The 25641-nt window shown below is 41.5% G+C and carries 28 protein-coding genes and 2 pseudogenes; 5 read left to right on the top strand and 25 right to left on the bottom strand.

Annotated elements, in window-relative coordinates; genetic code table 11:
• Nucleotides 1-51: 51 nt before the first annotated feature.
• The 3 genes from RWO85_RS06440 to RWO85_RS06430 are packed head-to-tail and all read right to left on the bottom strand — an operon-like array spanning nucleotide 52 to nucleotide 3612.
• The gene (locus RWO85_RS06440; RefSeq protein WP_314414782.1) at nucleotides 52-1338 is read right to left on the bottom strand and encodes a response regulator transcription factor; all 1287 of its coding nucleotides are present in this window, start codon (nucleotides 1336-1338) and stop codon (nucleotides 52-54) included.
• 11 nt (nucleotides 1339-1349) lie between these two features.
• Complete coding sequence (locus RWO85_RS06435) at nucleotides 1350-3020, bottom strand: sensor histidine kinase (protein WP_314414779.1); 1671 nt, start codon at nucleotides 3018-3020, stop codon at nucleotides 1350-1352.
• Nucleotides 2998-3612 (bottom strand): DUF624 domain-containing protein, encoded by a 615-nt coding sequence (locus RWO85_RS06430; RefSeq protein WP_314414778.1) that lies wholly within the window; start codon nucleotides 3610-3612, stop codon nucleotides 2998-3000. Before RWO85_RS06430 ends, RWO85_RS06435 begins: the two co-directional genes overlap by 23 nt.
• A 134-nt stretch (nucleotides 3613-3746) precedes the next feature.
• Between RWO85_RS06430 and RWO85_RS06425 the strand changes: the two genes are divergently transcribed.
• A complete protein-coding gene (locus RWO85_RS06425; protein ID WP_314414776.1) occupies nucleotides 3747-4316 on the top strand; it encodes an MptD family putative ECF transporter S component in 570 nt (189 codons plus the stop codon).
• Nucleotides 4317-4483: 167 nt separating this feature from the next.
• Here the strand turns inward: RWO85_RS06425 and RWO85_RS06420 are convergent.
• From RWO85_RS06420 to tsaB, 15 genes and pseudogenes are all read right to left on the bottom strand, one after another.
• Nucleotides 4484-4690, bottom strand: a pseudogene (locus tag RWO85_RS06420) (ABC transporter permease); the annotation flags it as partial.
• A 16-nt stretch (nucleotides 4691-4706) separates the two neighbouring features.
• Nucleotides 4707-5951 carry a transporter gene (locus tag RWO85_RS06415; RefSeq protein ID WP_314414773.1) on the bottom strand — a complete coding sequence of 415 codons (1245 nt, stop codon included), beginning with the start codon at nucleotides 5949-5951 and terminating at the stop codon, nucleotides 4707-4709.
• A gap of 184 nt (nucleotides 5952-6135) precedes the next feature.
• On the bottom strand, nucleotides 6136-7005 hold the full coding sequence (locus tag RWO85_RS06410) for an Rgg/GadR/MutR family transcriptional regulator (RefSeq protein ID WP_314414771.1): 870 nt from the start codon (nucleotides 7003-7005) through the stop codon (nucleotides 6136-6138).
• 129 nt (nucleotides 7006-7134) lie between these two features.
• A complete protein-coding gene (locus RWO85_RS06405; protein ID WP_000444647.1) occupies nucleotides 7135-7827 on the bottom strand; it encodes a methionine ABC transporter permease in 693 nt (230 codons plus the stop codon).
• Between the two features lies 1 nt (nucleotide 7828).
• Entirely contained in the window at nucleotides 7829-8890 is a 1062-nt protein-coding gene (locus RWO85_RS06400; protein ID WP_000085663.1) for a methionine ABC transporter ATP-binding protein, read from the bottom strand.
• The gene (locus RWO85_RS06395) at nucleotides 8883-10256 is read right to left on the bottom strand and encodes a M20/M25/M40 family metallo-hydrolase (RefSeq protein WP_050142626.1); all 1374 of its coding nucleotides are present in this window, start codon (nucleotides 10254-10256) and stop codon (nucleotides 8883-8885) included. Before RWO85_RS06395 ends, RWO85_RS06400 begins: the two co-directional genes overlap by 8 nt.
• 99 nt (nucleotides 10257-10355) lie before the next feature.
• Nucleotides 10356-11210 (bottom strand): MetQ/NlpA family ABC transporter substrate-binding protein, encoded by an 855-nt coding sequence (locus tag RWO85_RS06390; protein WP_314414769.1) that lies wholly within the window; start codon nucleotides 11208-11210, stop codon nucleotides 10356-10358.
• 153 nt (nucleotides 11211-11363) lie between these two features.
• Nucleotides 11364-12191, bottom strand: a complete 828-nt coding sequence (locus RWO85_RS06385) for an amino acid ABC transporter substrate-binding protein (protein WP_314414767.1) — start codon at nucleotides 12189-12191, stop codon at nucleotides 11364-11366.
• A 103-nt stretch (nucleotides 12192-12294) separates the two neighbouring features.
• Nucleotides 12295-12618 carry an AzlD domain-containing protein gene (locus RWO85_RS06380; protein WP_023945155.1) on the bottom strand — a complete coding sequence of 108 codons (324 nt, stop codon included), beginning with the start codon at nucleotides 12616-12618 and terminating at the stop codon, nucleotides 12295-12297.
• Nucleotides 12608-13303, bottom strand: coding sequence for an AzlC family ABC transporter permease (locus tag RWO85_RS06375; protein WP_078135725.1), 696 nt, complete (start codon nucleotides 13301-13303; stop codon nucleotides 12608-12610). The genes RWO85_RS06380 and RWO85_RS06375 overlap by 11 nt, the downstream gene beginning before the upstream one ends.
• 235 nt (nucleotides 13304-13538) lie before the next feature.
• The gene (locus RWO85_RS06370) at nucleotides 13539-13823 is read right to left on the bottom strand and encodes a hypothetical protein (RefSeq protein WP_314414765.1); all 285 of its coding nucleotides are present in this window, start codon (nucleotides 13821-13823) and stop codon (nucleotides 13539-13541) included.
• Between the two features lie 362 nt (nucleotides 13824-14185).
• A complete protein-coding gene (locus tag RWO85_RS06365) occupies nucleotides 14186-15049 on the bottom strand; it encodes a MutR family transcriptional regulator (RefSeq protein WP_314414763.1) in 864 nt (287 codons plus the stop codon).
• A gap of 103 nt (nucleotides 15050-15152) precedes the next feature.
• Nucleotides 15153-16163, bottom strand: a complete 1011-nt coding sequence (gene tsaD / locus RWO85_RS06360; protein WP_314414761.1) for a tRNA (adenosine(37)-N6)-threonylcarbamoyltransferase complex transferase subunit TsaD — start codon at nucleotides 16161-16163, stop codon at nucleotides 15153-15155.
• Complete coding sequence (rimI, locus tag RWO85_RS06355) at nucleotides 16153-16590, bottom strand: ribosomal protein S18-alanine N-acetyltransferase (protein ID WP_314414759.1); 438 nt, start codon at nucleotides 16588-16590, stop codon at nucleotides 16153-16155. The genes tsaD and rimI overlap by 11 nt, the downstream gene beginning before the upstream one ends.
• Entirely contained in the window at nucleotides 16587-17270 is a 684-nt protein-coding gene (tsaB, locus tag RWO85_RS06350) for a tRNA (adenosine(37)-N6)-threonylcarbamoyltransferase complex dimerization subunit type 1 TsaB (protein WP_314414756.1), read from the bottom strand. Before tsaB ends, rimI begins: the two co-directional genes overlap by 4 nt.
• Before the next feature lie 191 nt (nucleotides 17271-17461).
• On the opposite strand from tsaB, the gene cibA reads away from it, so the two are divergent.
• Nucleotides 17462-17647, top strand: coding sequence for a fratricide two-peptide bacteriocin subunit CibA (gene cibA / locus RWO85_RS06345; protein ID WP_000180841.1), 186 nt, complete (start codon nucleotides 17462-17464; stop codon nucleotides 17645-17647).
• A gap of 1 nt (nucleotide 17648) precedes the next feature.
• The gene (gene cibB, locus RWO85_RS06340; protein WP_314414754.1) at nucleotides 17649-17801 is read left to right on the top strand and encodes a fratricide two-peptide bacteriocin subunit CibB; all 153 of its coding nucleotides are present in this window, start codon (nucleotides 17649-17651) and stop codon (nucleotides 17799-17801) included.
• Between the two features lie 323 nt (nucleotides 17802-18124).
• Here the strand turns inward: cibB and RWO85_RS06335 are convergent, their stop codons facing one another.
• A complete protein-coding gene (locus RWO85_RS06335) occupies nucleotides 18125-18340 on the bottom strand; it encodes a hypothetical protein (protein WP_125410835.1) in 216 nt (71 codons plus the stop codon).
• 280 nt (nucleotides 18341-18620) lie between these two features.
• Here RWO85_RS06335 and RWO85_RS06330 point away from each other — a divergent pair, with 280 nt between their 5' ends.
• Both RWO85_RS06330 and rnjA read left to right on the top strand, forming a co-directional pair.
• Nucleotides 18621-18854, top strand: coding sequence for a DNA-dependent RNA polymerase subunit epsilon (locus tag RWO85_RS06330; RefSeq protein ID WP_000639572.1), 234 nt, complete (start codon nucleotides 18621-18623; stop codon nucleotides 18852-18854).
• A 1-nt stretch (nucleotide 18855) separates the two neighbouring features.
• Entirely contained in the window at nucleotides 18856-20535 is a 1680-nt protein-coding gene (gene rnjA / locus RWO85_RS06325; RefSeq protein ID WP_000331995.1) for a ribonuclease J1, read from the top strand.
• Nucleotides 20536-20736: 201 nt separating this feature from the next.
• Here the strand turns inward: rnjA and mnmG are convergent, their stop codons facing one another.
• The 6 genes and pseudogenes from mnmG to RWO85_RS06295 form a co-directional block, all read right to left on the bottom strand.
• Nucleotides 20737-22650, bottom strand: a complete 1914-nt coding sequence (gene mnmG / locus RWO85_RS06320) for a tRNA uridine-5-carboxymethylaminomethyl(34) synthesis enzyme MnmG (protein WP_078238064.1) — start codon at nucleotides 22648-22650, stop codon at nucleotides 20737-20739.
• Entirely contained in the window at nucleotides 22640-23068 is a 429-nt protein-coding gene (locus RWO85_RS06315) for an NUDIX hydrolase (protein ID WP_314414752.1), read from the bottom strand. Before RWO85_RS06315 ends, mnmG begins: the two co-directional genes overlap by 11 nt.
• Nucleotides 23069-23079: 11 nt before the next feature.
• On the bottom strand, nucleotides 23080-23535 hold the full coding sequence (locus tag RWO85_RS06310; RefSeq protein ID WP_314414749.1) for an NUDIX hydrolase: 456 nt from the start codon (nucleotides 23533-23535) through the stop codon (nucleotides 23080-23082).
• A gap of 140 nt (nucleotides 23536-23675) precedes the next feature.
• A complete protein-coding gene (gene mnmA / locus RWO85_RS06305) occupies nucleotides 23676-24797 on the bottom strand; it encodes a tRNA 2-thiouridine(34) synthase MnmA (protein ID WP_001282953.1) in 1122 nt (373 codons plus the stop codon).
• A 156-nt stretch (nucleotides 24798-24953) separates the two neighbouring features.
• Entirely contained in the window at nucleotides 24954-25169 is a 216-nt protein-coding gene (locus tag RWO85_RS06300; protein ID WP_314414747.1) for a hypothetical protein, read from the bottom strand.
• Between the two features lie 401 nt (nucleotides 25170-25570).
• Nucleotides 25571-25641: pseudogene (locus RWO85_RS06295) on the bottom strand (ABC transporter ATP-binding protein); the annotation flags it as partial.

Below are 25641 nucleotides of genomic sequence, written 5' to 3'. Positions count from 1 at the left end.
TCCTGATATTATTATTTATATTATAGCACCTTTTGTAAGGGAATACAAGTCTTATAGTATAGTTTCTACCTGTTTTCGGTAGGCTTTGGGAGACTTTCCGCACAATTTTCGGAACACTTTATAGAAATATCCAACGTTACTGTAACCAACAGCATAACAAATATCTTCGATACTGTCACTAGTCGAAAGCAAGAGTTGTTGGGCAGCCTTAATGCGTTGTTTATTGAGCAATTCAGCAAAGGTCGAATTGGTTTCACGCTTAATCAACTGACCTAGATAGACAGGATTGATAAAAAGATCCTTACTTATATCCTTGAGCGAAAGTTCTTTCTGATAATCACGCCCAATGACTTCCAGCACACTGACCACATTTTCATTCATACGATATTGCCCAAAGAATCGGGTCAGAGTTTCCTTGATATAAGTAACCAGTTCATCGAATGATTGAATAGCATGAATGGTTTTGACAATGTCTGTCATGTCATCAGCTTTGAGATGTTCAAACAAGTGGAAAACATCCATGACAAACTGGATAAAAAGCTGTTTGGTAATCGGAACACGGGGTGTATTTTCAAGAACTACCTTCTCCAAGAGGTTCAACTCTTCCACGATTTGATTGAGATTCCCCTGAATGATAACCCGATAAATCGGTTCGTAATAGGCAAAGAGACTCTCAGACTGTTTTAGATTTACAGAACCGTAAAAGAGGGCTTTCTCAGCATTCAGCTTCCAGCGTTCAAAGTGTTCTTGATAAGGAGCTTCAAAGGGAGTAACGACTAAACCATCTAGGGATTGATCAGAAATAAAAATCTGCCAGTCTTGACCCAATACATAGTAGGGAATGGTGAAAGAGCCTTGTTTTTCCTTGGATAGGCCTATCCACCAATTCTCCTTACCTCCTAGATAACTAACAAATCCAGCCTCGTCTAAATCTTGACTGAGGGTCTGACTTTTCTTTCCTCTCTCGCCGAGCTGACCTGCAATCTTCTCCAGCAGATTTCCCAACTCTACCTTATCTACTGGCTTGACCAAATAGTCCACCACACTAAGGTTCATTGCTCTTTTGACATAATCAAACTCCTGATAACCTGAAAGCAGGATATAGGCTGCATCTGGTAAAATTTCTTTCATCTCTCGAATCATATCAAGCCCTGTTTTGTCGGGCATATTGACATCGGAAATGACCACATCGACAGGATTTTCCTGAACATATTCTAGGGCTTCATCGGCATGACTGGCTGTTGCGACAACCTCCATATCCCACTTATCAAAGGGAATCAAGCGTTTCAGACCTTCTGTCACCATGTACTCATCATCTACTAATAATACTTTATACATTTTCTCCCTTTCTACTCATCTTGAATTGTAATACGATACTGAACACCTGCTTGCTCTGCAGACTCTACACTAATGGCATAGCGGTCCCCAAAATAGAGCACAAAACGCTCATGTACATTGACAATCCCGATAGACTGCCTTTGGGCACTGTAGCTGGCTTGGTGTTCAAAATGTCTCTGACTTAATTTTTCTCGAATATTTGCTAGTGTTTCAACCGACATTCCTCTACCATTATCTACCACTAAAATTTCCACAAAACCATCCTGTTTAAGGGCTTTGATGCTAATCACATTATCTGTCCGTCTATGGTCAACACCATGCGCGAAATAATTTTCTACCAGCGGTTGCAAGGTAAACTTAGGAATCTTCATATTCTCTAACTCTGGATCTATCTTGAAACCATAGGCAATGGACTTGGGATAGCGAACCATGCAGAGATAGCTGTATTTACGGCAAAATTCTAATTCCTGTTTGAGAAGGGTCTCTCTTTCGTCAGAAATATTGTTACGCAAGAGACTACTGAACTCATAAATGATATCTGCCAACTCATCTTGACTCTGCATGACTGCATACATGCGCAAGAACTCCAGAGTATTGTACATGAAGTGGGGATTAATCTGAGCCTGCAAGGCTCGCATATTGGCATCTTTTTGACTAAGTTCTAACTGGTAAATATCATGGATATTCTTTTCCAATCGATCCAACATATCATTGGTGGTCTCTGCGATTAAGAGCAATTCCTGATCCTTTTCAATTGTGTCAATACGAAGACCTTCCTCTCCTTGGGCAATAGCTTGAATGGAATCCACCAAATCCACTACCTGCTTTTGGTAGTTAGCAAAGGTCTGCCTCAAAGTCAGATAAAGAATGATAATAAAGAGAAGGCTCAAGCCCACAATCAAAGCAGAGCTGGTCACCGTTCCTTGTAAAACAAAGTTTTTGGGAACTGCCACCTGAACCTGATAGCCATGAGAGGTCACACCAACAAACCAGTTCTCATGTTCCCTAGTGACCCTCTCACCAATATGAAAAATCTCCGTATCAAAAGGCGATGTCACGGTAACAGCCATCGGGATATGACCTCGGGTATTGTCAATGGCATGATATAAAACTTCTGGATCCAAGGAAATGTATATCACTCCTATAGATTGATCCGTTGCTGGATCCAGAACAGGAATTCCAAAACTATTGGCCTCCGGTTTAAAATCTTCCGCAAGTACCGTATGGCCACCTCTCTCATTTCTGCTAGAAACATAAACTTCTTTAAAGTTCTGCAAGACGATTGCAACACCCGTTATATAGTCATTTTTAACATAAAGATCATCAATATTTTCATACAGAGAAATAGAAGTTGACGAAGTCGCTTGATGCTCCAACAGCCAATAAAAATACTCAGAAGTTGACAGGCTAAAGTACTTATAAACCCCTTGTATACGGTCTTGATTGGCTACTAAATCTTGCGCTAACTGGGCTGATTCGCGGTAATAATATTCCACCTCTTCGACTGTTCGAGTGGTTACACGCTGGGCTACTCTCTGAGCTTCCTTTTCCCGTGAATCCCAATCAGCATAGGAGAGTAAAATTGCAAAACTCGCAATAATAATCATCATAACTGAACTGTAGGTTCTTAGAAGCGTATGTAGCCAAAACTGCTTCATTCTATTTTGTCGCCAATTTTTCATGGATGCTTTCATAGACCAGTTCCAACATATCACTGATAAAGAAATGCCACATCCCAATTCCTACAAAGAAGAGTAGAGCAGGCATATAGTAACCAATTGCCACAAGTAGCACTGTCCCAAGGAGAACCTTGGCCACAGCCGCTAAGCTCATAAAGATGCCAATCAAGGATAGTTTGAGACTATTTCGATAGGACAAATCAAAATAAACTTGTAATTTCAAAGATACTGTATAAGCCAAAAAGATCAGGGCAACTACTAAGACATTCAAAAAGGTCGCAATCAAATGAATAATGGTCTGATGAGGCAATTGCACCAAGAGATACAAGCCATAAACCAAAACTAAATCCACTCCTAAAAAGCTATAGAAAATCAGGTTGCTGGGGACGAAATTTTGCTTATAAAGAGACCAAGCCTCCTTCAAACTGTATTCACGAAAGCTATAACCATGTTCTGCATACAGGCTCATCAAGGTGGCACTAGCTGGCGCTAAACCAAGGATAATTCCTCCTGCCAAGGTTAATAGCCAAAAGAAGGCTGTCGCAATCATCCCTGAAAAGAAACGATTAAAGACAAAGTCTAAAAATCTACCCATGATATCCTCCTAAAATTAACTATGAAACTATTATATCATATTTCAAGCGTTTTCAAAAAATTCTAGCGCCCATTTACAATCCCATCAAACCGTGGTACAATGAGAATTGTGAAAAAATTATCAGGAGACAATTCATGAAAAAATCTATCTTAACTACACTGCTTTTTGCAGTTCTTTACTTCCTCTGCATGGGGATTGGTGTCCTTTTGGGCAATCCCCTTGACCAAACTGGAAATATGTTTTATGCGCCTGCCTTTACTGCTCTTGTCGGCGGTAGCGTCTATATGATCCTAGTCGCAAAAGTTCCGCGCTTTGGAGCCATTACCACTATCGGCCTTGTCATGGCCCTCTTTTTCTTGGGATCTAAACACGGTGCTGGTGCCTTCCTTCCTGGAATTATCTGTGGCCTCCTAGCAGATGGAATAGCTCATTTAGGAAAATACAAGGACCAAACAAAGAATTTCCTTTCTTTCGTTATTTTCGCTTTTAGCACATCTGGACCAATTCTACTCATGTGGATTGCTCCCAAAACCTATATGGCTACTCTTCTGGCAAGAGGAAAATCACAAGAATATATCGACCGTATCATGGTTGCGCCAAATCCTGGAACCATCCTTTTATTTATCGCAAGTGTTGTCATCGGAGCCCTAGTGGGTGCCTTGATTGGACAAGCCTTGAGTAAAAAATTTGCACAGAAAATCTGATTACTAAAAAAGAGCCAGGCGGCTCTTTTTTATTTATGGCTCAAGACTTAGTCAAGAAGTCTCCCAAGAATTGATACTCTTCGAAAATCAAATTCAAACCACGTCAACGTCACCTTGCCGTACTCAAGTACAGCCTGCGGCTAGTTTCCTAGTTTGCTCTTTGATTTTCATTGAGTATGAATTGCAAAGATAATCAAAATGATAATAATGGTTGCCAAGATAGTCACATCGTGATTATAGCGGTTAAATCCATAAGCGATGGCTACGTTACCGATACCACCAGCTCCAACCGCACCAGCCATAGCCGTTTCCCCAACAAGGGAAATCAAGGTCACAGTTGTCACACGGATCAAATCTGGAAGACCTTCTAATAAGCCTGATTTTCCTAGGTTAACATTTTTTACCCGAAAAACTTCTTTTTTCTAGGGATAAAATGAGTCCTATCATACTCACTACCAAAAAGACCCACCAACAAAGCCTGATATCTTGTAAAGCTAAGAAGGAAAATACAGACATCCCCAAAGGTAATGTTAGGGAAAAAATCATACTCAAAAGATTATTACTTCTAGCTAATACATCCGCGCTCAAGTTAGACAATAACAGAGTATCTAATTTAGGCATTGATTTCGACATCAAATACATGACAAAAGCTAAGCAAGCAACACCTACTAGAGGAGAAAAATCTAAAATATTAGCAGTAGCAAGCAAGACAAACATAATTGCATTGAGCGATAGCAAACTTGAAAAAGACCATTTCCCAAAATAATCATGGGGAGTTAGGCTACCAAGAATAGCTCCTCCCAAGCTGACACATTCGATTAAAAATAGGGCCTGAGCATAGCTGAGATGATAGATAGTATGGTCTAATAAGTAAAAATGATAAATACCTCCAACAGCTCCTCCCAAAGTATTCATTACCAAAATGACAAGAATCATTTTAAGCAATGATTTACTTTCTCTCTGTCTAAATATATTATCCATGTCCGCATAGATTGCCTTAACTTGTTGAAGTAAACTAATAGGCTCATTCTCTACCGTTACAGACAAATGCGTCAATTCTCTTCTATTTTTGAACAAAATGAGAGAAGATAGTAAAAAGAAGCCAGCATTCACAATTGCAACAAAAGAAAAATCTTGATGGCTTGTTGTGAGTAACCACACTCCTAAGGCTTGACCTCCTAGATTTGATAAATAGGAAACAAACTGAGTAAAGGAATAAGCTTCATAGAGCTTATCTTCCGAAATATTATGCTGGATAATCGGCATACGAAGGCCTGCTGTATAATCCGATAAAATATCTGAACAGATATTAACCATACAGATAAAAGCAAACGTCACGAAGTTCTGATCATGAATCACACTAGCAATCAAAAGAAATAGTAGACTTTGCACACAACCAACCCAGATAATTGTCCCTGCTTTATTCCGAGTATGATCAGCCTTAATCCCAACATAAAAAGTAAATAGGAAAGGTAAAATCGTAATCATATTAGCCATAAATACAGCTATATTTTTAAAGGGTAGACTCGCAGCATAAACGATAAATACCAGATTATAAATATAAGCTCCACTTGAGCTTAAAAACCTCGATAAGGTCAGTATCCTAAATAAATGATGTCTTAAGAATAGTTTCATAACAGGCCTTTCTCACATTTCAAAGAGTATTCTATTGAATCCAGTCTAACAAAAAAGCGGGACTCCCCACTTTTTTGTAATATATTTTTTTCTGCAAATAGAAACTCTAGAGCCTAGAAACTACTAATTATCAATCCATCTACAAGACTATTTATTTTTCGTCAATCGATGTAATGAGAATATATTACAAATCTTCATTTGAGAGCTGATTTGCAAAATAGTTTTCATAGTATCTTGCACTATCTATATACTCTAAATCTTGTAAGATTGTAATGCCTCTCTGGATTTTTTCAAGACCCTTATTTTCTAATTTAAAAATAGTATCATAATACCCTTTAGCAATCATATAAATGATTTTAAGATAGGCTTGAGATTCTGGCAATTCTCGTTTTTCAATCTGAAAGATAAAATAATCTGCTTTTAATTTATCCTTTTCCTCTATCGCTTTAAAGAGTCCATTAATTAAAATGGTGTCAATACCAACTTTGTTACTCGGTAAAGAGCCTAATAAATCCGTCTTTTGTAACATCTCCCTAGAATATTTAAAATAGAGGGGCAGAGGGAACAAAGTAGAAATCGTTGAAAATAATTCCAATTCATAATTTCCCCAGATGTCAATAGTAAAAAAATAGTCATAGAGAAAAGTCAGTTCTTCATCCGTTGCTCTTATTTCTGAATCAAAAAACACAAGAAGGCTTTTGATACGAATCATTTGTAAAAGATAGCTTGTTTCACCACTTGATCTATACTTTTGAGTCGTCTCTTCATACAAGGAATGGAGAGAATCAATCCCTTCTCTGTCATATAAATCCCAAAGATTTTCTTGAAAAGCCAAAACCTTTTTCTGAGAAAAACCACGTACCAAGTACATAAATTCATTCAAATCAGAGTGGATGTTATCTAAGGCAGTAATTAATTTCATAGATGATAGGTCTGCTTCTCCACGCTCAAATTTGCTCAGCATGGAATAAGTAAACTCTCCTCCCGTCGCCTCCTGTAGAGATACATTCCGACTCTTTCTCAATTCTTTAAAAACTTCTCCCAGATTTTGCATATTGACTCCCCACAATTCTTAACTCTCTAACTCATAAAAGTAACGGTTGATAGCAACCAGTACAGAAAATTTCAAGTCTTGACTATAACGACAACTCCTATGAATGATGTACAGATTGCCTAGATCTCTTTATTTATGGCTCAATTTCTTGGTCAAGAAGTCTCCCAAGAATTGGATCGCAAAGATAATCAAAATGATAATGATGGTTGCTAAGATGGTCACATCGTGATTGTAGCGGTTAAATCCATAAGCGATGGCTACGTTACCGATACCACCAGCTCCAACCGCACCAGCCATAGCCGTTTCCCCAACAAGGGAAATCAAGGTCACAGTTGTCACACGGATCAAATCTGGAAGACCTTCTGATAGGTAAACACCCACGATATCCCAGAATGTCGCTCCGCTCGCTTGAGCCGCCTCAATGACACCGCCATCCAGTTCAGCCAAGACAACCTGTACCTGACGGGCAAAAAAGGCAAAGACTGCAAAAGATAGGGGTACGATAGCCGCATTTGGTCCGATACTTGTTCCTACGATTAGATGAGAGAAGGGTGACAAGACTGCCAAGAGAATAATAAAGGGAACCGCACGGAAAATAGAGGTGATTTTATCCAAAATCCAGAAAACAACTTTATTTTCCAAAACACCACCCGGCGCTGTCAAGACAAGGAAAAGGCCTGCCACTAGCCCCAAGAAACCTCCGATGATAAAGGACAGAACTGTCATATAAAGAGTTAGGTAGATGGCTGTTCCCCAGCCTGCTTGACCAGCCCAGCCCATCTTATAGACATTTGGCAAATAGGTTTGAATCAATGATTCCATCTTACTGTCCTCCCTTCAATACTTTTAGCTGTACACCTGCTTGACGAATGGCTTCTTGGGCACCTGCTAGCGCTGCTTTTTCACCTGACAAGACCACAACCAATTCTCCAACAGGAGTACCATCGAGAATTTCGATATTCCCATAGAGGATATTAGCTGTTACTTGGTAACGCTTGTACAATTCATTCAAAAGTGGCTCGTCTGTTGAAGCACCTGCGTACTTGAGCTGCACCAAAATGCTGTTTTCAGACAAGTGTTCCACGATTTCTTGCTTCTCGATTTTGACCATGGCTTCGTCAATACCTGTAGCTGTTGAGATAAAGTCTTGAGTCAAAGGTTGTTTAGGGTCTGAGAAGATTTCAAGGACACTACCCTCTTCAATCAAATGTCCGTCCTGCATAACTGCCACACGGTTGGCAATGTCTTTGACAATCTGCATTTCATGCGTAATCAAGACAACCGTCAATCCTAATTTTTGGTTCAAATCTTGCAACAAGGCCAAAATCTGCTTGGTTGTCTTAGGGTCAAGGGCAGACGTTGACTCATCTGAAATCAAAATTTTCGGATCATTTGCTAAGGCACGCGCAATGGCTACACGCTGTTTTTGCCCTCCAGATAATTGTGAAGGGTAGTTTTCAGCACGGTCCGCCAAGCCAACCAAGTCCAACAGCTTGGCTACTTTAGCCTTCTTTTCTTCCTTGCTAAGTCCAGAGTGTTTTAGGGCAAAGGCTACATTCTCCTCTGCTGTCTTTTGGCTCATCAGGTTAAAATGCTGGAAAATCATCCCGATATCCTGACGTTTACGACGCAACTGCTCGGCCGTCAAGGTCACCTTACCATCAAAAATCACATCGTCGTCAATGGTAATTTTCCCTGCAGATGGTTTTTGCAAGAGGTTAATCACCCGTACAAGGGTTGATTTCCCTGCTCCAGAATATCCAACGATTCCGTAGATATCCCCTTCTTGGATGTGAATGGTCACATCCTTGACCGCTGTGATGGTTCTCTTCTTTTGGTGAAAAGTCACATCGATCTGATCTAACTTGATAATATCTCTACTCATAGCTTCTAATCAGCTCCTCTACTAATTCAATATGGGTGTAATAATCGGCGATTCGCACGTTCTCATCTCCACCGTGGTCTCGGCTATTGGCATTTCCTAAACCGAAGGCTACCATAGGCACCTCTAGGGCATCAAAGACCGTATGCATAGGCCCAGTACCTGCCGTAGTCGGCAAGACTGAAACGCCCTGTGGATAGAATTTCTTGGCCAACTCGATCACATTGAGAATGGCTGGCGCGCTCATATCGCTTCGATAGCTCATCTCTCCCAAGGTATAGTATAATTCTACCCTATCAAAGCCATTTTTGTCTAGCTGTTTCCGAATTTTTTCCAGAACATCATGCGGTTCTAAGCCCGGAACCAGACGAACCTCTAGCTTGGCACTGGCTTCTGCAGGCAAAATCGTTTTGACTCCTAGTCCTTGATAACCTGACTGAATCCCTTCGATATTAAGCGCTGGCTCGAAAAAGAAACGTTTTAGAAAGGCCATCCGCTCCTCCTGTAAGAGAGGCAACTCCAATCCATAAATCCGACTGACTTCCTCTGGGTTTCGTTGACCATAAGTTTCTAGCAAGGCCATTTCTCGTTCATTTGGCTCTTGTACTTCTTCGTACAAGCCTTCAACCAAGATACGGCCATCTGCAGCGCGAAGAGACTGTAAGGCTTGAAGGAGATACCAGGGAGCTGATTCCACAACCCCACCATAACTCGAGTGGATATCGACATCAGCGCTTTTCACCTTGGCATCAAAGGTCACAATCCCCTTATTTCCACCAGAAATTTCTAGCTGTTCCAAGGCATTTTTGGTCCCTTGTTCCCAGACCAACAAATCCGCCCCACGGAGTTTATCCGCATGTTTTTCCAGATACTTATCTAGGTCTGTCGAGGCCGATTCCTCCGCACCCTCCATGATAAAGCTGATATTGACAGGCAAATCATCATGGTGCTGCATATATTTTCTCAAAGCACTCAAACGAGCTGTGATATGACCCTTGTCGTCATCAACCCCACGTCCATACATGAAACCATTGCGCACCGAAAGCGTAAAGGGATCCTCTGTCCAGACCTGATCTCCGTCCGCTGGCACAGTGTCATAGTGGTTATAGAAAATCAGGGTCTTGGCATCTGGACGTGAACTCTTGAAATGCGCCATGACAAAAGGCGCCGTGTAAGTCTCATCAATCTCCACTTCAGCCCCCACACGCTTGAAAATCTCACCCAGATAGTTTGCGACTTCCTTAAGTCCAACCTGCTGGGCAAAGACCGACTTCTTAGAAATTAAGGTACGCAAAACCTCAAAATAATGCTGGGCTACATGATCCTTTTCAAATTTTTCAATCTGTTCTTGTTCGCTAGGAAAAACCATATTCTCTCTACCTTTCTATGAAACTATAGTCTTCTTTACAATCCATGCTCTATACAAAAGTAAGAGGTGGAATTCTCTCTCCCACCTCCCTGTTTCTTATTACCAAACTGGTTGATCCAAACCGTCTGATGTTTCTTCGATAACTTTTTTCACTTCATCTGTATGGTAAGCTGCAACAACTTTCTTGATAGCATCAGTCTTAGGTGATGATTCCCAATCTTTTTTCGCAACAATGATGTTGTACCATTGTTTTGAGTTTTCATCAGCTTGTTCTTTGAAGAGTGCTTTCTTGTAGTCCAATTTTGCTTCTGTAACGAATGTATTGTTTACAACAGCAGCGTCAACTGATGACAATGAACGAGCTGTTTGGCTAGCGTCCAATTCAGTGATTTTCAAGTTCTTTGGATTTTCTTTGATGTTAGCAACTGTTGCAAGAGCAGTTCCTGAAACATCCAATTTAATCAAGCCAGCTGATTGAAGCAAGTAAAGCGCACGGCTTTCGTTTGTAGCATCGTTCGGTACAGCGATTTCTCCATTTGCTGGGATGTCTTCAACTTTAGTGTACTTGTTGTCACTTCCATTCAAACCTGAGTAAAGGCGGATTGGAGAGATGTAAGTATCTGCAATGGCTACAAGGTCTTTTCCGTTTTCTTTGTTCCAGTTGTTCAAGAAGTTGTAGTGTTGGAAAGCGTTCAAGTCTACTTCACCATCAGCAGTTGCCTTGTTTGGTTGTGAGTAGTCTGTGAACTCTGTAAATTCCAAGGTAATGCCATCTTTTTTAACCAATTCTTGGATTTTGTCCCAACGTTTTTCTTCGGAACCGCTACGGTTAACAGTTGCGATTTTAACGGTTGTTGCATTGTCTGCTTTCTTTTCTGAGTTTCCGCAAGCTGCAAGAGTCAAACCTGCGACTGTAGCAAGGGCTGCTACACCAAGCCATTTTTTGATTTTCATGATTCTTTCTCCTTAAAAATAATACCGTACTAGTATCTCACAATTTGTTTTATTTCACAAATTGTTATTAGATAGTCAGATATATAGTTTAAAACTATATCCCTAAAAACTGAGAAACCACCCACCTTACTCAGAATGGATGATTTCAAGAAATTATTTAATATCAGCTTCTGCTGGTAGATAAGTGTCGCCGAAGAATTGTTTAGACAATTTTTCAAGCGTTCCGTCTTTGTAAAGTTCTTGGATACGTTTGTCTACAAATGTTTTCAACTCATCTTGACCTTTAGCAAGAAGTGGGTAAACGTAAGGTTGTTGGTCGCTTGGAAGTTCGATCACTTTCAAGTTGTCCAAACCTTGGTTCTTGATAACTGTCTCAACACCGATTTTATCAAAAATCTTGTAGTCAAACTGGCCATCGCTCAAGCGTCCCATGATTTGTTGGAAGTCAGCTCTAGTGTAGTTAAGGACAGTTGGATTATCCGCATGTTCTGTGTTGTATGCTTCCAATTGTTTAGCTGAGGTTGTTCCTTGAACGACTTCAGTAGATTTTCCACCGATATCATCAAGAGACTTAATGCTAGTGTCGTCCTTCTTCACAACAAGAACGTTAGGGTTTTTAGCAGTTGGCGCTGCGTAGAGGTATTTCTCTGCACGTTCTTTGGTATAACTGAGGTTGTTAACGGCCATTTGGTAACGATCGCTATCAAGTCCTGGGAAAATCCCTGACCACTCTGTCTTTTCAAACTTGACAGTATACTTGTCTGAGTCTTTAAAAATAGCACGAATAAGCTCAATCTCGTAACCTGTCAATTCACCATTTTCTTCATAGATAAATGGTTTTGGTGATCCGTTAGTTGCTACGATGATTTCTTTCTTGCTAGCTGCTTCTTCTTTCTTAGCACCACCTGAGCAAGCTGCTAGCACACCTGCAGCAACAAGCCCTAGGGCAGCAAGAGATGAATATTTAACGATTTTTTTCATGTCATTTCCTCCAAAATAGAATACCTTATAATCTTAACAGAAAAAGACCATTTACGCCATTATATGATATCTATATCTGTGATAGATTTTCTTTATAGCCCATTTAAAATAGTAAACGCAGGACGGCAATCAAGACAACTCCAAAGAGAACTGTTCCGACTAGATTGCGGTAGCGGAAGGCTACCCAAGCTGTTGGAAAGACGGCTAAGAAGTCTAGCCATTTAATTTGAGGAAGGCTCCCAACCTTACCTGTCACTACGCTTGACAGAATCAAGGCAAAGATAATAGAAACGGGCAAGAACTTCAAAAAACGCTCAACGATTGCAGGCAAGCCCTTATACTTGACCAAGATGAAGGGAATCATACGGGGAATCCAAGTCACAAGACCAGAGAAAATAACTGCTAATAAAAGATACTTACTGACCATCTAAAACCACCCCCATTGTACAACCAAGTAGCGTTGCAAACAGAACAGCTAGTGACTGAGACACCACTGTCAAGAGTAAAAAGAAGGACACCGCAACAACTGCTAGGATAATGAGCAGATTGCGGACAGGAATCCGTCTTTGCATAATCTGGAATTGCGAAGCAAAAATGCCGATAAACATCCCAACCAAAGCAAAGTCTAAACCAAAGATTTCTGGATTTGGTAGCAGACCACCCAGAGCCGTTCCAACCACTGTTCCCACAAACCAAGCCACATAGCTGTTGAGATTGTTTCCGTGCATCCACATAGGATTGACCTTGTCTGCATGGGCCAATTCGCCCATCAAAACGCCATAAGTCTCATCCGTCAAGATACTAGACATACCGATATTGTGCCAAAGACTGGTATGACGGAAATAGGTCGATGCGTGTAAACTCAACAAAAAGAGACGCAAATTAATCAAAAAAACCGTCATAGCAATGGCAGCCACAGGAGCCTGCACTGCAATCAAGGCCAACATGGCAAACTGGGCACTCCCAGCATAAACAAAGAGGCTCATCAAGCCCATCTCAACAGGTGTCACATAGGGCGCACCGATAATCCCACAGGCAAGGCCAATACTGACATAACCAAGGGCCGTTGGCATGGCTGCCTGCGCCCCCTCCCAAAATCCTTTTTCTTTCATCTTTCTCCTCATATTGTCTTAATAAATGGGCTGAAAAGGCTCCAGCCACAGCATGGACTATTATAACACATTCAAGAAAGAGAAAAAAGTCTGCTGATTGTAATCAGACAGACTCCATTTTATTCCATCGTATCAAAAGCGAGACTTGGTTTGGCATTGAGGTCCAAGCCTTGCTTATATTCTTTTTCATTTTAGATTCATCCATTATACGATGTTATACCGTATTTATAATGAATCATATCTTAAAAATACCAGACCACACTATTCCCTGCTTGTATTTAGCTTCTTTCTTTTGGACAATTTTTGCTAAATCCAACAACTCTGTCGGCGGTTCACCTTTAAAGCCCAATAATTCTTTAGAGACGGCAAATGAGAGACGTGCAGCTAACAAATCTTCACTAGTACTAGAAAACTGTTTCGCTGTTTCCAGCAATTGCTTCCTAAATTCTTCCGTCAAGCTAATTTCTTTATTATTGTACAGGGAATGAATTAGAATTTGTAACTGACTTTGTTTTTCCATCGTTTACCTCATTTTATCTAGGACGCCAAGTTTCACTTTTAGTCCAGCTATTTACAGTATGCTCAGAATTAAACATATACTGTCTACTGTCCGAATTCCCATCTATAAACCACTTCTGCGACCTAGGATTTGCTTCAAGTGTTTTACAAGAACAGTATAACACGGAAATTGGCTTATTTTAGAAAATCGCATATTTGATATTTTTTCTTATAGAAATTTCAGATTTGCGATTTTAGTAGATTTGATTATTTCCCTGGTATAATAAAGTTATTACTAATTAAGGAGTGGAGCAACTATGAAAAAACAAGTTTTAACATTATTAACAATCGTTGCTGATATTATTATATTTTTCCCATTTCTAACTAATCGATAAGCTCTTTGTATTGCTGCAAACGCAATTCAAAAAGGGCTATCAATTGTGGATTTTCTAATACTTGCAGAGATTGAATAAAGTGTTCAATCTCTTTTTGATTGTTTCCTTTGGTTTGAAGGAAAATCTGCATTTTCTTTAAAAACTGCCACAATACTTTTTCAAAAACATCATATGGTCGCAACATGCTCTCCAGCTCAGCTTCAAAGATTGGAATATAAGAAAATAACTTGCGCTCCATAAGTTCTGAAATGATATTAAGATAACCACTTTTCATATACCATCGATTGTGCACTAACTCTTTAAATTCTTTGGATTTTTCAATTAAAGCGGTTGATAAAAATATCAAATCTTGGTTGCTCAAGAAGGGCATGGTATTGCAAAAGAGATAGAGTTCAAACCAGGTCCAAGACTCGATAGCATAGAGATAGGTGGTCAAAAACTCCCTATCCTCCTCTGTTAGCGGATAGCCCTTATTTAAGGAATGGATGGCATTTTTAATCACAATAGCATTCAAACGACGATAGGTCTGCGCCATCTGTTCTTGCTCGACTTCCTCCAACAGTTGCTCTAAGCCAGCCATATCTTGATGGGCAAAGCGATCCACAACCCTTCTACCAATTCGCATATGTGGGGATTCTTGATAGTTGTTGAGCTTGTGCCCAAACTCATCAAAATTCATATTGATTCCTTGGATGGCTAAGATCAGCTTGTCCGCAGATAGCATAGACTGCCCTAGTTCAAACTTGGACAACTGAGAGGCTGTTAGACCAACACAAGCCACATCTGACTGCTTGAGCTTTCTCGCTAAGCGCAATTCCTTGTAAAATTCTCCCAATTCCATTCTCTCAATCATCTGACCACTTCCTATTCTTTATATATTATATCATTATTTACAATTATTTGTCAAAATATTCTGACATTTAAGAGAGCAAAAAAGCCAGCCTTAAGCTGACTCTTTATTCCATGGTATCAAAGGCAAGACTTGGTTTGGCATTGAGGTCCAAGTTTGCAAAGTTTTCTTTGTTCCACTCGCTGACGCTGGCATAGGCAATCATACCTGCATTGTCTCCGCAGAGACGAAGTGGGGGAATGATGACCTTGACATCTGTGATTTCGGCTGCTAGGCGTTCTCTGAGACCTTTATTGGCTGCCACACCACCTGCCACGACAAGAGTTTTAACAGGGTATTTCTCCAAAGCTTTCTTAGTTTTTGCCATGAGAATATCCATAACTGCCGCTTGGAAGGAAGCACACAAGTCCGCTGTAGACAAACTTTCTCCCTTTTGCTCAGCATTGTGATGAAGATTGATAAAGGCAGACTTCAAACCTGAGAATGAAAACTCCAGATTATCTTCCTTAATCATAGCACGAGGAAAATCATAAATATCCTGTCCCTGATGAGCTAGCTCGTCAATCTCACGACCTGCAGGATAGGTCAAGCCCATGACACGGCCTACCTTATCATAGGCTTCCCCAACCGCGTCATCTCGCGTTTCCCCAACAATCTTGTAGTCACCAGCCTCAGAAACATAAACCAACTCTGTGTGTCCACCGCTGACCAAGAGGGCTAGCAAGGGAAACTCCAAAGGCTCCACACTCTGAGCGGCCATAAGGTGGCCAGCCATGTGGTTAACAGGGATAAGTGGAAGTCCATGTGCCCAAGCAAAGGCCTTGGCAGCTGACAAACCAACTAGTAAGGCTCCAACTAATCCTGGCCCATAGGTAACCGCCACAGCTGTTACATCGTCTTCGGTAATCCCTGCTTCTGCCAACGCCTCCTCGATGCAGGCTGTAATGACCTCGACATGGTGACGGCTAGCTACTTCTGGTACTACGCCCCCAAAACGTTTGTGGCTCTCAATTTGACTAGCAATGACATTGGACAAGAGCTCATCGTCGTTTTTTAAGACGGCGACACTGGTCTCATCACAGGATGTCTCAAATGCTAAAATATATCTATCCTTCATCTATTTCTCTCTTCATGATAATGGCGTCCTCGACTGGGTCATGGTAGTAGGCCTTTCGCTCAGCGATGACCGCCATCTTTTCTTTCTTGTAAAATGCTTGCGCTCGGTGATTTGACTTTCTGACTTCGAGGAAAATCTCCTTATCTGCCGGCAATGTCGCAAACAAGGCTGAAGCAATCCCCTGACCCTGATAGGCTCCTTTGACAGCGATTTGCAGGACTTCTGCTTCAAAAAGATTCTCCTGTACAGCTAGAAATCCAATCACTTCTGCCCCATCATAAGCCAGAGCATACCAAGTCTGGTCTTGAGACAGGTCTGCTTGGATTTGTTCCAGCGTCCAAGGACTGACTGGGTAAACAGCTGCCATGACAGCGTAGATGGCTTTAGCTAGATCAGGCTGTTGTTGGATTCGTTTGATTTCTATCATAGTCGTTTAATGTAGGACTCGCCAGACTCCGTATGGTTCTTAAGCCAGTTTTCCTCAGCCTCGACACGCTTGAGGTAATTCGGAACAAAGTCGTGCAAGGAGTCTGCTTCCTTATCCCAAGCCCAAAGAGCAAGATTGGCTGCATTAGGCAAGGTTTCTTTGTAATCAGTCCTTGGCAAGTGTTCTTGAATCTGCTCCACAAAGGAGACAACTTCTCCGACAAAGGTTACCTGACTAGCACCCTTGATTAGCTCGATGACTCGCTCAAAAGGCAAGTGTGCTTCTGGCATGACAGATTTAGCATTTTCATAAAATCCTGCATAAACATTGTTGCGACGCGCATCCATTAAGGGGACAAACAAGCCTTCTTGTTGGTAGGGCACCATAGCCAAGAGGCTAGATATACCAACTAACTCAATGTTCAGAGTATGAGCCAAAGTCTTGGCAGTTGCTACCGCAATTCGCAAGCCTGTGTAGCTACCTGGTCCTTCAGCCACCACGATTCGGTCCAAGTCCTTGGGTGTCCAATCCAAACTTGCCATCAAAAAATCGATGGCAGGCATAAGGGTAATACTGTGATTTTTCTTAATATTAATAGTCGTCTCGGCAAGAACCTGCTTATCCTCTAAAATAGCGAGAGAAAGAGCCTTGCTAGACGTATCAAAAGCTAATACTTTCATAACACATTCCTATCTTTTTGTCTGCTTACTATTATACTACAAAAGCTGGCACATGGGAATTTTCTTTATCCCCAAACAAAAATGCCCACACTTAGCCCAAAAACAATTCGCAAATAAAATTCAAAAAAATGCTCACTTTTTCTTTTACTTTACGAATATAAAAGTGAACAAGAAAAAAGGAGGAAAGTTCAATGACAAATTTTGACGTTCTTGACAATCAATTTTTATCCCTATCTGAAAATGAATTATCAGATATTGATGGCGGTCTCGCTCCCTTGGTTATCTTTGGAGTAGCAGTATCTTGGAAAGCTATTGCAGGTGGAACAGCACTTATAGGTTCTGGTTTGGCAGCTGGTTATTTTTTAGGAGGAGATTAATATGATGCAAGATTTGAACAACTATCGTGAAATTTCTAATAAGGAATTGCAAGAAATAAAGGGTGGCTTTGGTGTAGGTGTTGGTATTGCTTTATTTATGGCAGCTTATACCATTGGGAAAGATCTCCGTAAAAAGTTTGGTAAGTCATGCTAGATAAAAGACACATTTTTAGAAGGATAAATTTTATTATCTTTATCTCTTACAGTTTGCTCAGTATTCTCAATGATTTAAACATTACTACTATCCCTTTACCATTCGATTTATCTGTTTGTATTGTTTTATTTTTATGTTTCAACTCTATTTTTGAACAGAAGAATTATTAACATAAAACTAATAAGCTCTGAAAATTCCATTGTCATGTCATTTTAGAAAAATGCAAAGATCACCTCATCTTGATAGATGGGGTGGAATTTTCGTGTCGTAAATCTACTATCACTATATCCCCAAACAAAAATGCCCCAGCATGAGCAGGGCATCTAAGCATTTAATCCAAAGTAAAATACCAACCAAACGACATAGGTTACAAGGAGAAGAAAGATCGAGTAAAGAGTCACAAAGGTAATTTTCCACAAGAACTTGCTTTGTCGTTGTTCTAGTTTTGCAAACAGAAGATTCCCTCCATAAACGCAAGCAACAAAAACGATAAAAGCTAGCAAACGAACTCCTATCGCAAATTCAAACAAACTAATCATAGGGCAATCTCCTTGACTTAAAAACTATAGGGAATTGTGACAAACGATAAATTCCACTTCCATTATCAAGATAACATATTTTCTCTATTTTTGCAAACGCTTACTAAAGAGATCGCCTCCTAACTTTCTCGTTTCCGTCTTTTACTAATTTTTCATTTTATGTTATAATTGAAACAATTGTAACGAATCAAGGTCAATCTAGACACAAAATGGGATGAAATCAAGCAAATATCTGCTAAAAGTTTGGAATAAGCTGACCTGTAAAATAGAAAGGAACTATATGATTTACAAAGTTTTTTACCAAGAAACAAAAGAACGTAGCCCACGTCGTGAAACTACACGCGCACTTTACCTAGACATCGATGCCAGCTCAGAACTTGAGGGCCGTATCGCTGCTCGCCAACTTGTCGAAGAAAATCGCCCAGAGTACAATATCGAGTATATCGAACTCTTGTCTGACAAATTGCTAGATTACGAAAAAGAAACTGGCGCCTTCGAAATTACGGAGTTCTAATATGGCCTATACTCTTAAACCTGAAGAAGTCGGCGTTTTTGCCATCGGTGGTCTGGGAGAAATCGGGAAAAATACATACGGGATTGAATACCAAGACGAGATTATCATCGTCGATGCTGGGATTAAATTCCCAGAGGATGACTTGCTAGGTATCGACTATGTCATTCCTGACTACTCTTACATCGTGGACAATATCGACCGCGTCAAGGCTGTTCTGATTACGCACGGACACGAGGACCACATTGGTGGGATTCCTTTCCTGCTCAAGCAAGCAAATGTCCCTATCTACGCTGGACCGCTTGCCTTGGCTTTGATCCGTGGGAAGCTCGAAGAACACGGCCTCTTGCGCAACGCCAAACTTTACGAAATCAACCACAACACTGAGTTGACCTTTAAAAATCTCAAGGCAACTTTCTTTAGAACGACTCACTCTATTCCAGAGCCTTTAGGGATTGTCATTCATACTCCTCAAGGGAAAATTGTCTGTACGGGTGACTTCAAGTTTGACTTAACACCAGTTGGTGAACCGGCAGATTTGCACCGTATGGCTGCGCTTGGTGAAGAAGGCGTGCTCTGTCTCCTGTCTGACTCGACAAATGCAGAAGTGCCAACCTTTACCAACTCTGAAAAAGTCGTTGGCCAGTCCATCATGAAGATTATCCAAGGCATAGAGGGACGTATCATCTTTGCATCCTTTGCCTCAAATATCTTCCGTCTCCAGCAAGCAACAGAAGCTGCTGTTAAGACTGGACGTAAGATTGCTGTCTTTGGTCGCTCTATGGAAAAGGCCATTGTCAACGGAATCGAGCTTGGCTACATCAAAGCTCCTAAGGGAACCTTTATTGAGCCAAATGAAATCAAAGACTACCCTGCAGGCGAGGTTCTCATCCTCTGTACAGGTAGTCAGGGTGAGCCGATGGCTGCCCTCTCTCGTATCGCTAACGGAACCCACCGTCAGGTGCAACTCCAACCAGGTGATACAGTTATCTTCTCTTCTAGTCCAATCCCTGGAAACACTACTAGCGTCAACAAGCTGATCAACATCATTTCTGAAGCTGGTGTCGAAGTTATCCACGGTAAGGTTAACAATATCCATACATCTGGACACGGTGGCCAGCAAGAGCAAAAACTCATGCTCCGCTTGATTAAGCCAAAATACTTCATGCCTGTCCACGGTGAATACCGCATGCAAAAAGTCCATGCTGGACTTGCGGTAGATACTGGTGTTGAGAAGGACAATATCTTTATCATGAGCAATGGTGATGTGCTTGCCCTTACTGCTAACTCAGCTCGTATTGCAGGTCACTTCAACGCCCAAGATATCTATGTCGATGGAAATCGTATCGGTGAAATCGGCGCAGCTGTCCTCAAAGACCGTCGTGATCTATCTGAAGACGGTGTCGTTCTGGCAGTCGCAACTGTTGACTTCAAATCGCAGATGATTCTGTCTGGTCCAGACATCCTCAGTCGAGGCTTTGTCTACATGAGAGAGTCTGGCGACTTGATTCGCCAAAGCCAGCGCATCCTCTTCAATGCAATTCGTATCGCACTGAAAAACAAGGATGCTAGCGTGCAATCTGTCAATGGTGCCATTGTCAACGCTATTCGCCCCTTCCTCTATGAAAATACAGAACGTGAACCGATTATCATCCCTATGATCCTCACACCAGATGAAGAATAAATCATAAAACAGCCCCGATTTTTCGGAGCTGTTTTTCTCTATGCTTTCTTTTGAGATTAAAACTCAATAAAAATCGAAATCAGACTAGAAGGCTAGTCGAAAGCATAACTTGAGTTAGCTCCCATAGTTCGGGGAACTATGGGAGGCTGGAGATGAATCAAAGCCAAGCTTTGAACTCATTCGTAAGAAGCCGACGACGTATCATTTTGATTTTTGAAGAGTTTTAGAAATACTACGATTTTTACCTTCCAGATACACCATCAAAATAGAAATATCTGCTGGGTTTACTCCCGAAATACGGCTGGCTTGGCCGATGGTTTCTGGATTGATGAGTTTAAACTTCTGGCGGGCTTCTGTTGCGATAGAGTCAATGTCATCCCAGTCGATATTAGCTGGAATGCGTTTTTCTTCCATGCGTTTCATCTTGGCAACCTGGTCCATGGCTTTGGAAATATAGCCTTCGTACTTGATTTCTGTTTCAATCAATTCGATAATCTTGTCATCCAAGTCCTCTGCTGCTGGTCCGATGAAGGCCACCACATCTTGGTAAGACACTTCTGGACGGCGAAGGAATTCCTTGGCTGTCACTGCATCGGTCAACGGCTTGAATCCCATCTCCTCAACCTTAGCATTGGTTTCCTTGACTGGCTTGAGTTTGATGCTGTCTAGGCGCTTCATCTCATTGTCAAATTGATTTTTCTTGATTTCAAAGCGAGCCCAGCGTTCATCATCCACAAGTCCAATCTCGCGTCCCATCTCAGTCAAACGCATATCAGCATTGTCATGGCGGAGAATGAGGCGGTATTCAGCACGACTGGTCAAAAGGCGATAAGGCTCAATCGTTCCCTTAGTCACCAAGTCATCAATCATGACCCCAATATAGCCGTCACTGCGCTTCAAAATCAACTCAGGCTTGCCTTGGACTTTCAAAGCCGCATTGATACCAGCTATAATCCCTTGGCCTGCTGCCTCTTCGTAACCTGACGTTCCATTTGTTTGACCAGCAGTGAAAAGTCCTGAGATTTTCTTGGTTTCCAAAGTCGCACGCAACTGATGAGGCAAGACCATATCATACTCAATGGCATAACCTGTCCGCATCATCTCAGCATTTTCCAAACCTTTGATGGAATGAACCAAGTCACGCTGGACATCCTCAGGCAGACTGGTTGAGAGTCCTTGAACATAGACTTCCTCAGTATTGCGCCCTTCTGGCTCAAGGAAGAGTTGGTGGCGTTCCTTGTCCGCAAAGCGCACAATCTTGTCTTCAATCGACGGACAGTAACGAGGTCCCACTCCCTTGACCACACCTGTAAACATAGGTGCACGGTGGAGGTTGTTTTGGATAATCTCATGACTGGTACCATTGGTATAGGTCAACCAACATGGCACTTGGTCCTTGACATAATCCTCATCTCGTGAAGTGTATGAGAAATGATTAGGCGCTTCGTCTCCTGGCTGAATCTCGGTCACATCGTAGTTGATAGAAGAAGCCTTGACACGTGGAGGAGTTCCTGTCTTGAAACGACCAATTTCGAGGCCCAATTCCTTGAGGTTGTCAGCAAGGTTAATAGAAGCCAAGCTGTGGTTAGGCCCTGACGAGTACTTGAGGTCTCCAATGATAATTTCCCCACGGAGGGCTGTCCCTGTCGTCACGATAACGGCCTTAGCAGCATATTCTTGATGGGTAGCTGTACGAACACCAACAACCTTGCCATCTTCCACCAAAATCTCATCAATCATGGTTTGACGAAGGGTCAGATTCTCTTGATTTTCAACCGTCTTGCGCATCTCCTTAGAGTAAAGCTCCTTGTCAGCCTGCGCACGAAGGGCACGAACAGCTGGCCCCTTCCCTGTGTTGAGCATCTTCATCTGGATGTAAGTCTTGTCAATGGTTTTTGCCATCTCGCCACCAAGTGCATCAACTTCACGCACGACAATCCCCTTGGCAGAACCACCGATAGAGGGATTACAAGGCATGAAAGCCAGCATTTCAATGTTGATAGTCGCAAGCAAAACCTTACAACCCATACGGCTAGCTGCTAGGGATGCTTCTACCCCAGCGTGTCCCGCACCAATTACAATAATATCGTATTCTTCAGTAAAATTATAAGTCATTTCTTAACCTTTCAAAAATTTCTCGCAAATAAGGAACTAACTTCTCCTCCTCTAGAGCTTGATTCATAGTGACCCATTTAAAGCGTGTATGCTCTTCGGGATCTAATCTGATAATTGGCTTCTCCCCAACCCACTCTGCTTCATAAACTAAGCGAGTAAAGACAGTATCCTTAGAGGTATCCAGTTGACTATCTTCGTGAAGAAGTTTGAGCGAACTGCTATCTAGCCTAACTCCCGCTTCTTCAATACATTCTCTAAGAGCTCCATCTCGCGGAAGTTCACCCTTTTCAACCCCGCCACCAGGAATATCCCAGTAAGTTGGATAAACATTGGGTTGTCCTCTTTTAATTTTCGAACGCTGAATGAGCAAATAATCATCACCACTATGAACAAGTACATGGGCAATAAGCTTAACCATCCTTTTCTCTCCTATTCCTCAAGATGAATGTGTCTTAGTTGGCCGTCCCAATCTGGCAGGGCTGTTTTTAAAAAGGATGGAACTAGATTGATACCCTCAAGCTTGTCTATGTCAATCCATTCACAGGGCTGCATTTTCTCATCTTCCTGCATGGTCAATGGGGCATCTTCAAGCAAATCCACCAGATAATGAAACTCGATATTGTGATAGGAAACACCGTCTTGTTCAAAACGATTTTCAACCACGAAAGCTAGTTGCCCAGCTTGAGCTTTGACACCCAGTTCTTCCCTCACTTCACGGACTACCGCGTCCTCCGTGCTTTCATTGACTTGAATCGCACCGCCGATAGTGTAATACTTGTCCTTGTCTTTGGTAACTAAAAGCTTGCGATTTTGGACAATCAAGGCTGTCGCCCGAACACCAAAAACCGTATTTTCCACTTTTGTCCTAAAGTCTTGCTGAGTCATTCTTATCCTTTCCCTTAAACGACACAAAAACAGTCAAAACTCCAAAGAAGTGCAGGACAAAAAAGCCTGCAACATCCATGAGCTTTGACCATCATTTCTATTGCTTTTATTATTGTAGCAAATTGAGAAAATTTGTCAATCTAAATGTACTGACAAACTTGTCCATCGCGGTAAGCATTGTCAATCAAGCCACCACCTAGACACTCCTCGCCATCGTAAAAGACAACTGCCTGTCCTGGTGTAATCGCACGTTGTGGCTCTGCAAAGATGACCTCTGCCTTGTCTCCTTTAACATGTACTGTCACCTTAGAATCAGGCTGACGGTAGCGGAATTTAGCCGTACATTCGAGCGTAAACTCCTCTGGCATATCACGAGTAAAGTGGACTTGACTAGCCTCTAGGCTGGTTGACATGAGCGAATCATGGTAGAAACCTTGACCGACATAGAGGATGTTCTTGCTTAGGTCTTTTCCGACAACGAACCAAGGGGCATTGTCACCGCCGTGTTGCCCACCGATACCGAGACCACCACGCTGACCAATTGTATAATACATAAGGCCTGCATGCTCACCCATATCGCGTCCATCCACAGTCATCATGCGACCAGGCTGAGCTGGCAGGTAGTTGCTGAGGAAGTTTTTAAAGTTCTTTTCTCCGATAAAGCAAATTCCTGTCGAGTCTTTCTTCTTAGCAGTCGCAAGGCCTGCTTCTTCTGCTAGTCTGCGAACTTCAGGCTTTTCCAAATGTCCCAATGGGAACATGGTTTTTTGGAGTTGTTCCTGCGAAAGTTGGCTGAGGAAATAGGTCTGGTCCTTGCCATTGTCCACACCACGAAGCATATGAACAGTGCCGTCCTCATCACGCGCCACTCGAGCATAATGCCCAGTCGCTACATAATCTGCCCCCAAGGTCATGGCATAGTCCAAAAAGGCCTTGAACTTGATTTCCTTGTTGCACATAACATCTGGATTTGGCGTGCGTCCTGCACGGTATTCCGCTAGGAAATACTCAAAAACGCGGTCCCAGTACTCTTTTTCAAAATTGACAGAGTAGTAAGGAATGCCAATCTGGTCTGCCACCGCAGCCACATCTTTGTAATCTTCGGTCGCCGTACAGACGCCGTTTTCATCTGTGTCGTCCCAGTTCTTCATGAAGATACCGATCACATCGTAGCCCTGCTCCTTGAGCAAAAGAGCCGTCACCGACGAATCAACACCACCACTCATCCCCACGACAACACGTGTTTTAGAGTTATCACTCATGGTAAGTCTCCCATCTATTCGTTTATTCACGATTGAAGGTCGTGTGTGCTTCACGATTGAAGGTCGCTTGAGCAGTATTCATTATAACATGCTTGGTTAGAGAAGACAAGAAAGAGGCTGATAATCTACCAACCTCTGATTTTATTGATAAAAACTTTAGTCATCATCGTCTCTATAAAAATATTTTCTATACACTCTTGATAATACCAAAATTAATGCCAATATCATACCAAGAGCTATAATAATAGAATTTATTAGATTTATTTTAGTATGTCCAATCACTAGTCCAATAATTGGGCTAGTAGACATGCCTAGATATAATAAAAGTGACAAAAAATGAATCTCACCAATTCCTGCAAAAAAATGTTTCATGTAATGATTCTCCATTTGCTCCATTAAATCCGTTTTATTTTAGAGTAGCATAAAATAAGCAATCCTTCAATAAAATCCATTGACGAAATACTATTCTAAAGCATTGATAACTCAGATTTCTCAGAATAGAGCTGTCCAAACTATCGAACAGCTCAAACACACACATATCCATGCAATTCTACATTTAGAATTGCTTTAAAATAAATGTTTTAGGATTATTCTAAGCCTTTGACTGCTTAAAATTTTACGTTCTGAAGAATTCTAAAGCTAGAATAGCTCAAAACAATGAGAACTTAAGTATTCGAAGCTTAAGAGTCATACGATTTCCAAATAAGTGTTTTAAAATTAAATTTTAAAGGTATCCTTAAATCTAAAGATTTTTGATAAGATTTCTGTATTTTTCACAATTCAATGATTCGATGACATTGTTGGGCTACATAAGCATCGTGGGTCACAATAATGACTGTTTTCC

This window comes from uncultured Streptococcus sp. (assembly GCF_963521865.1).
GTDB lineage: Bacteria > Bacillota > Bacilli > Lactobacillales > Streptococcaceae > Streptococcus.
Note: the sequence above shows the minus strand (reverse complement) of the source record. Positions and strands in the feature narration are given on the sequence as shown.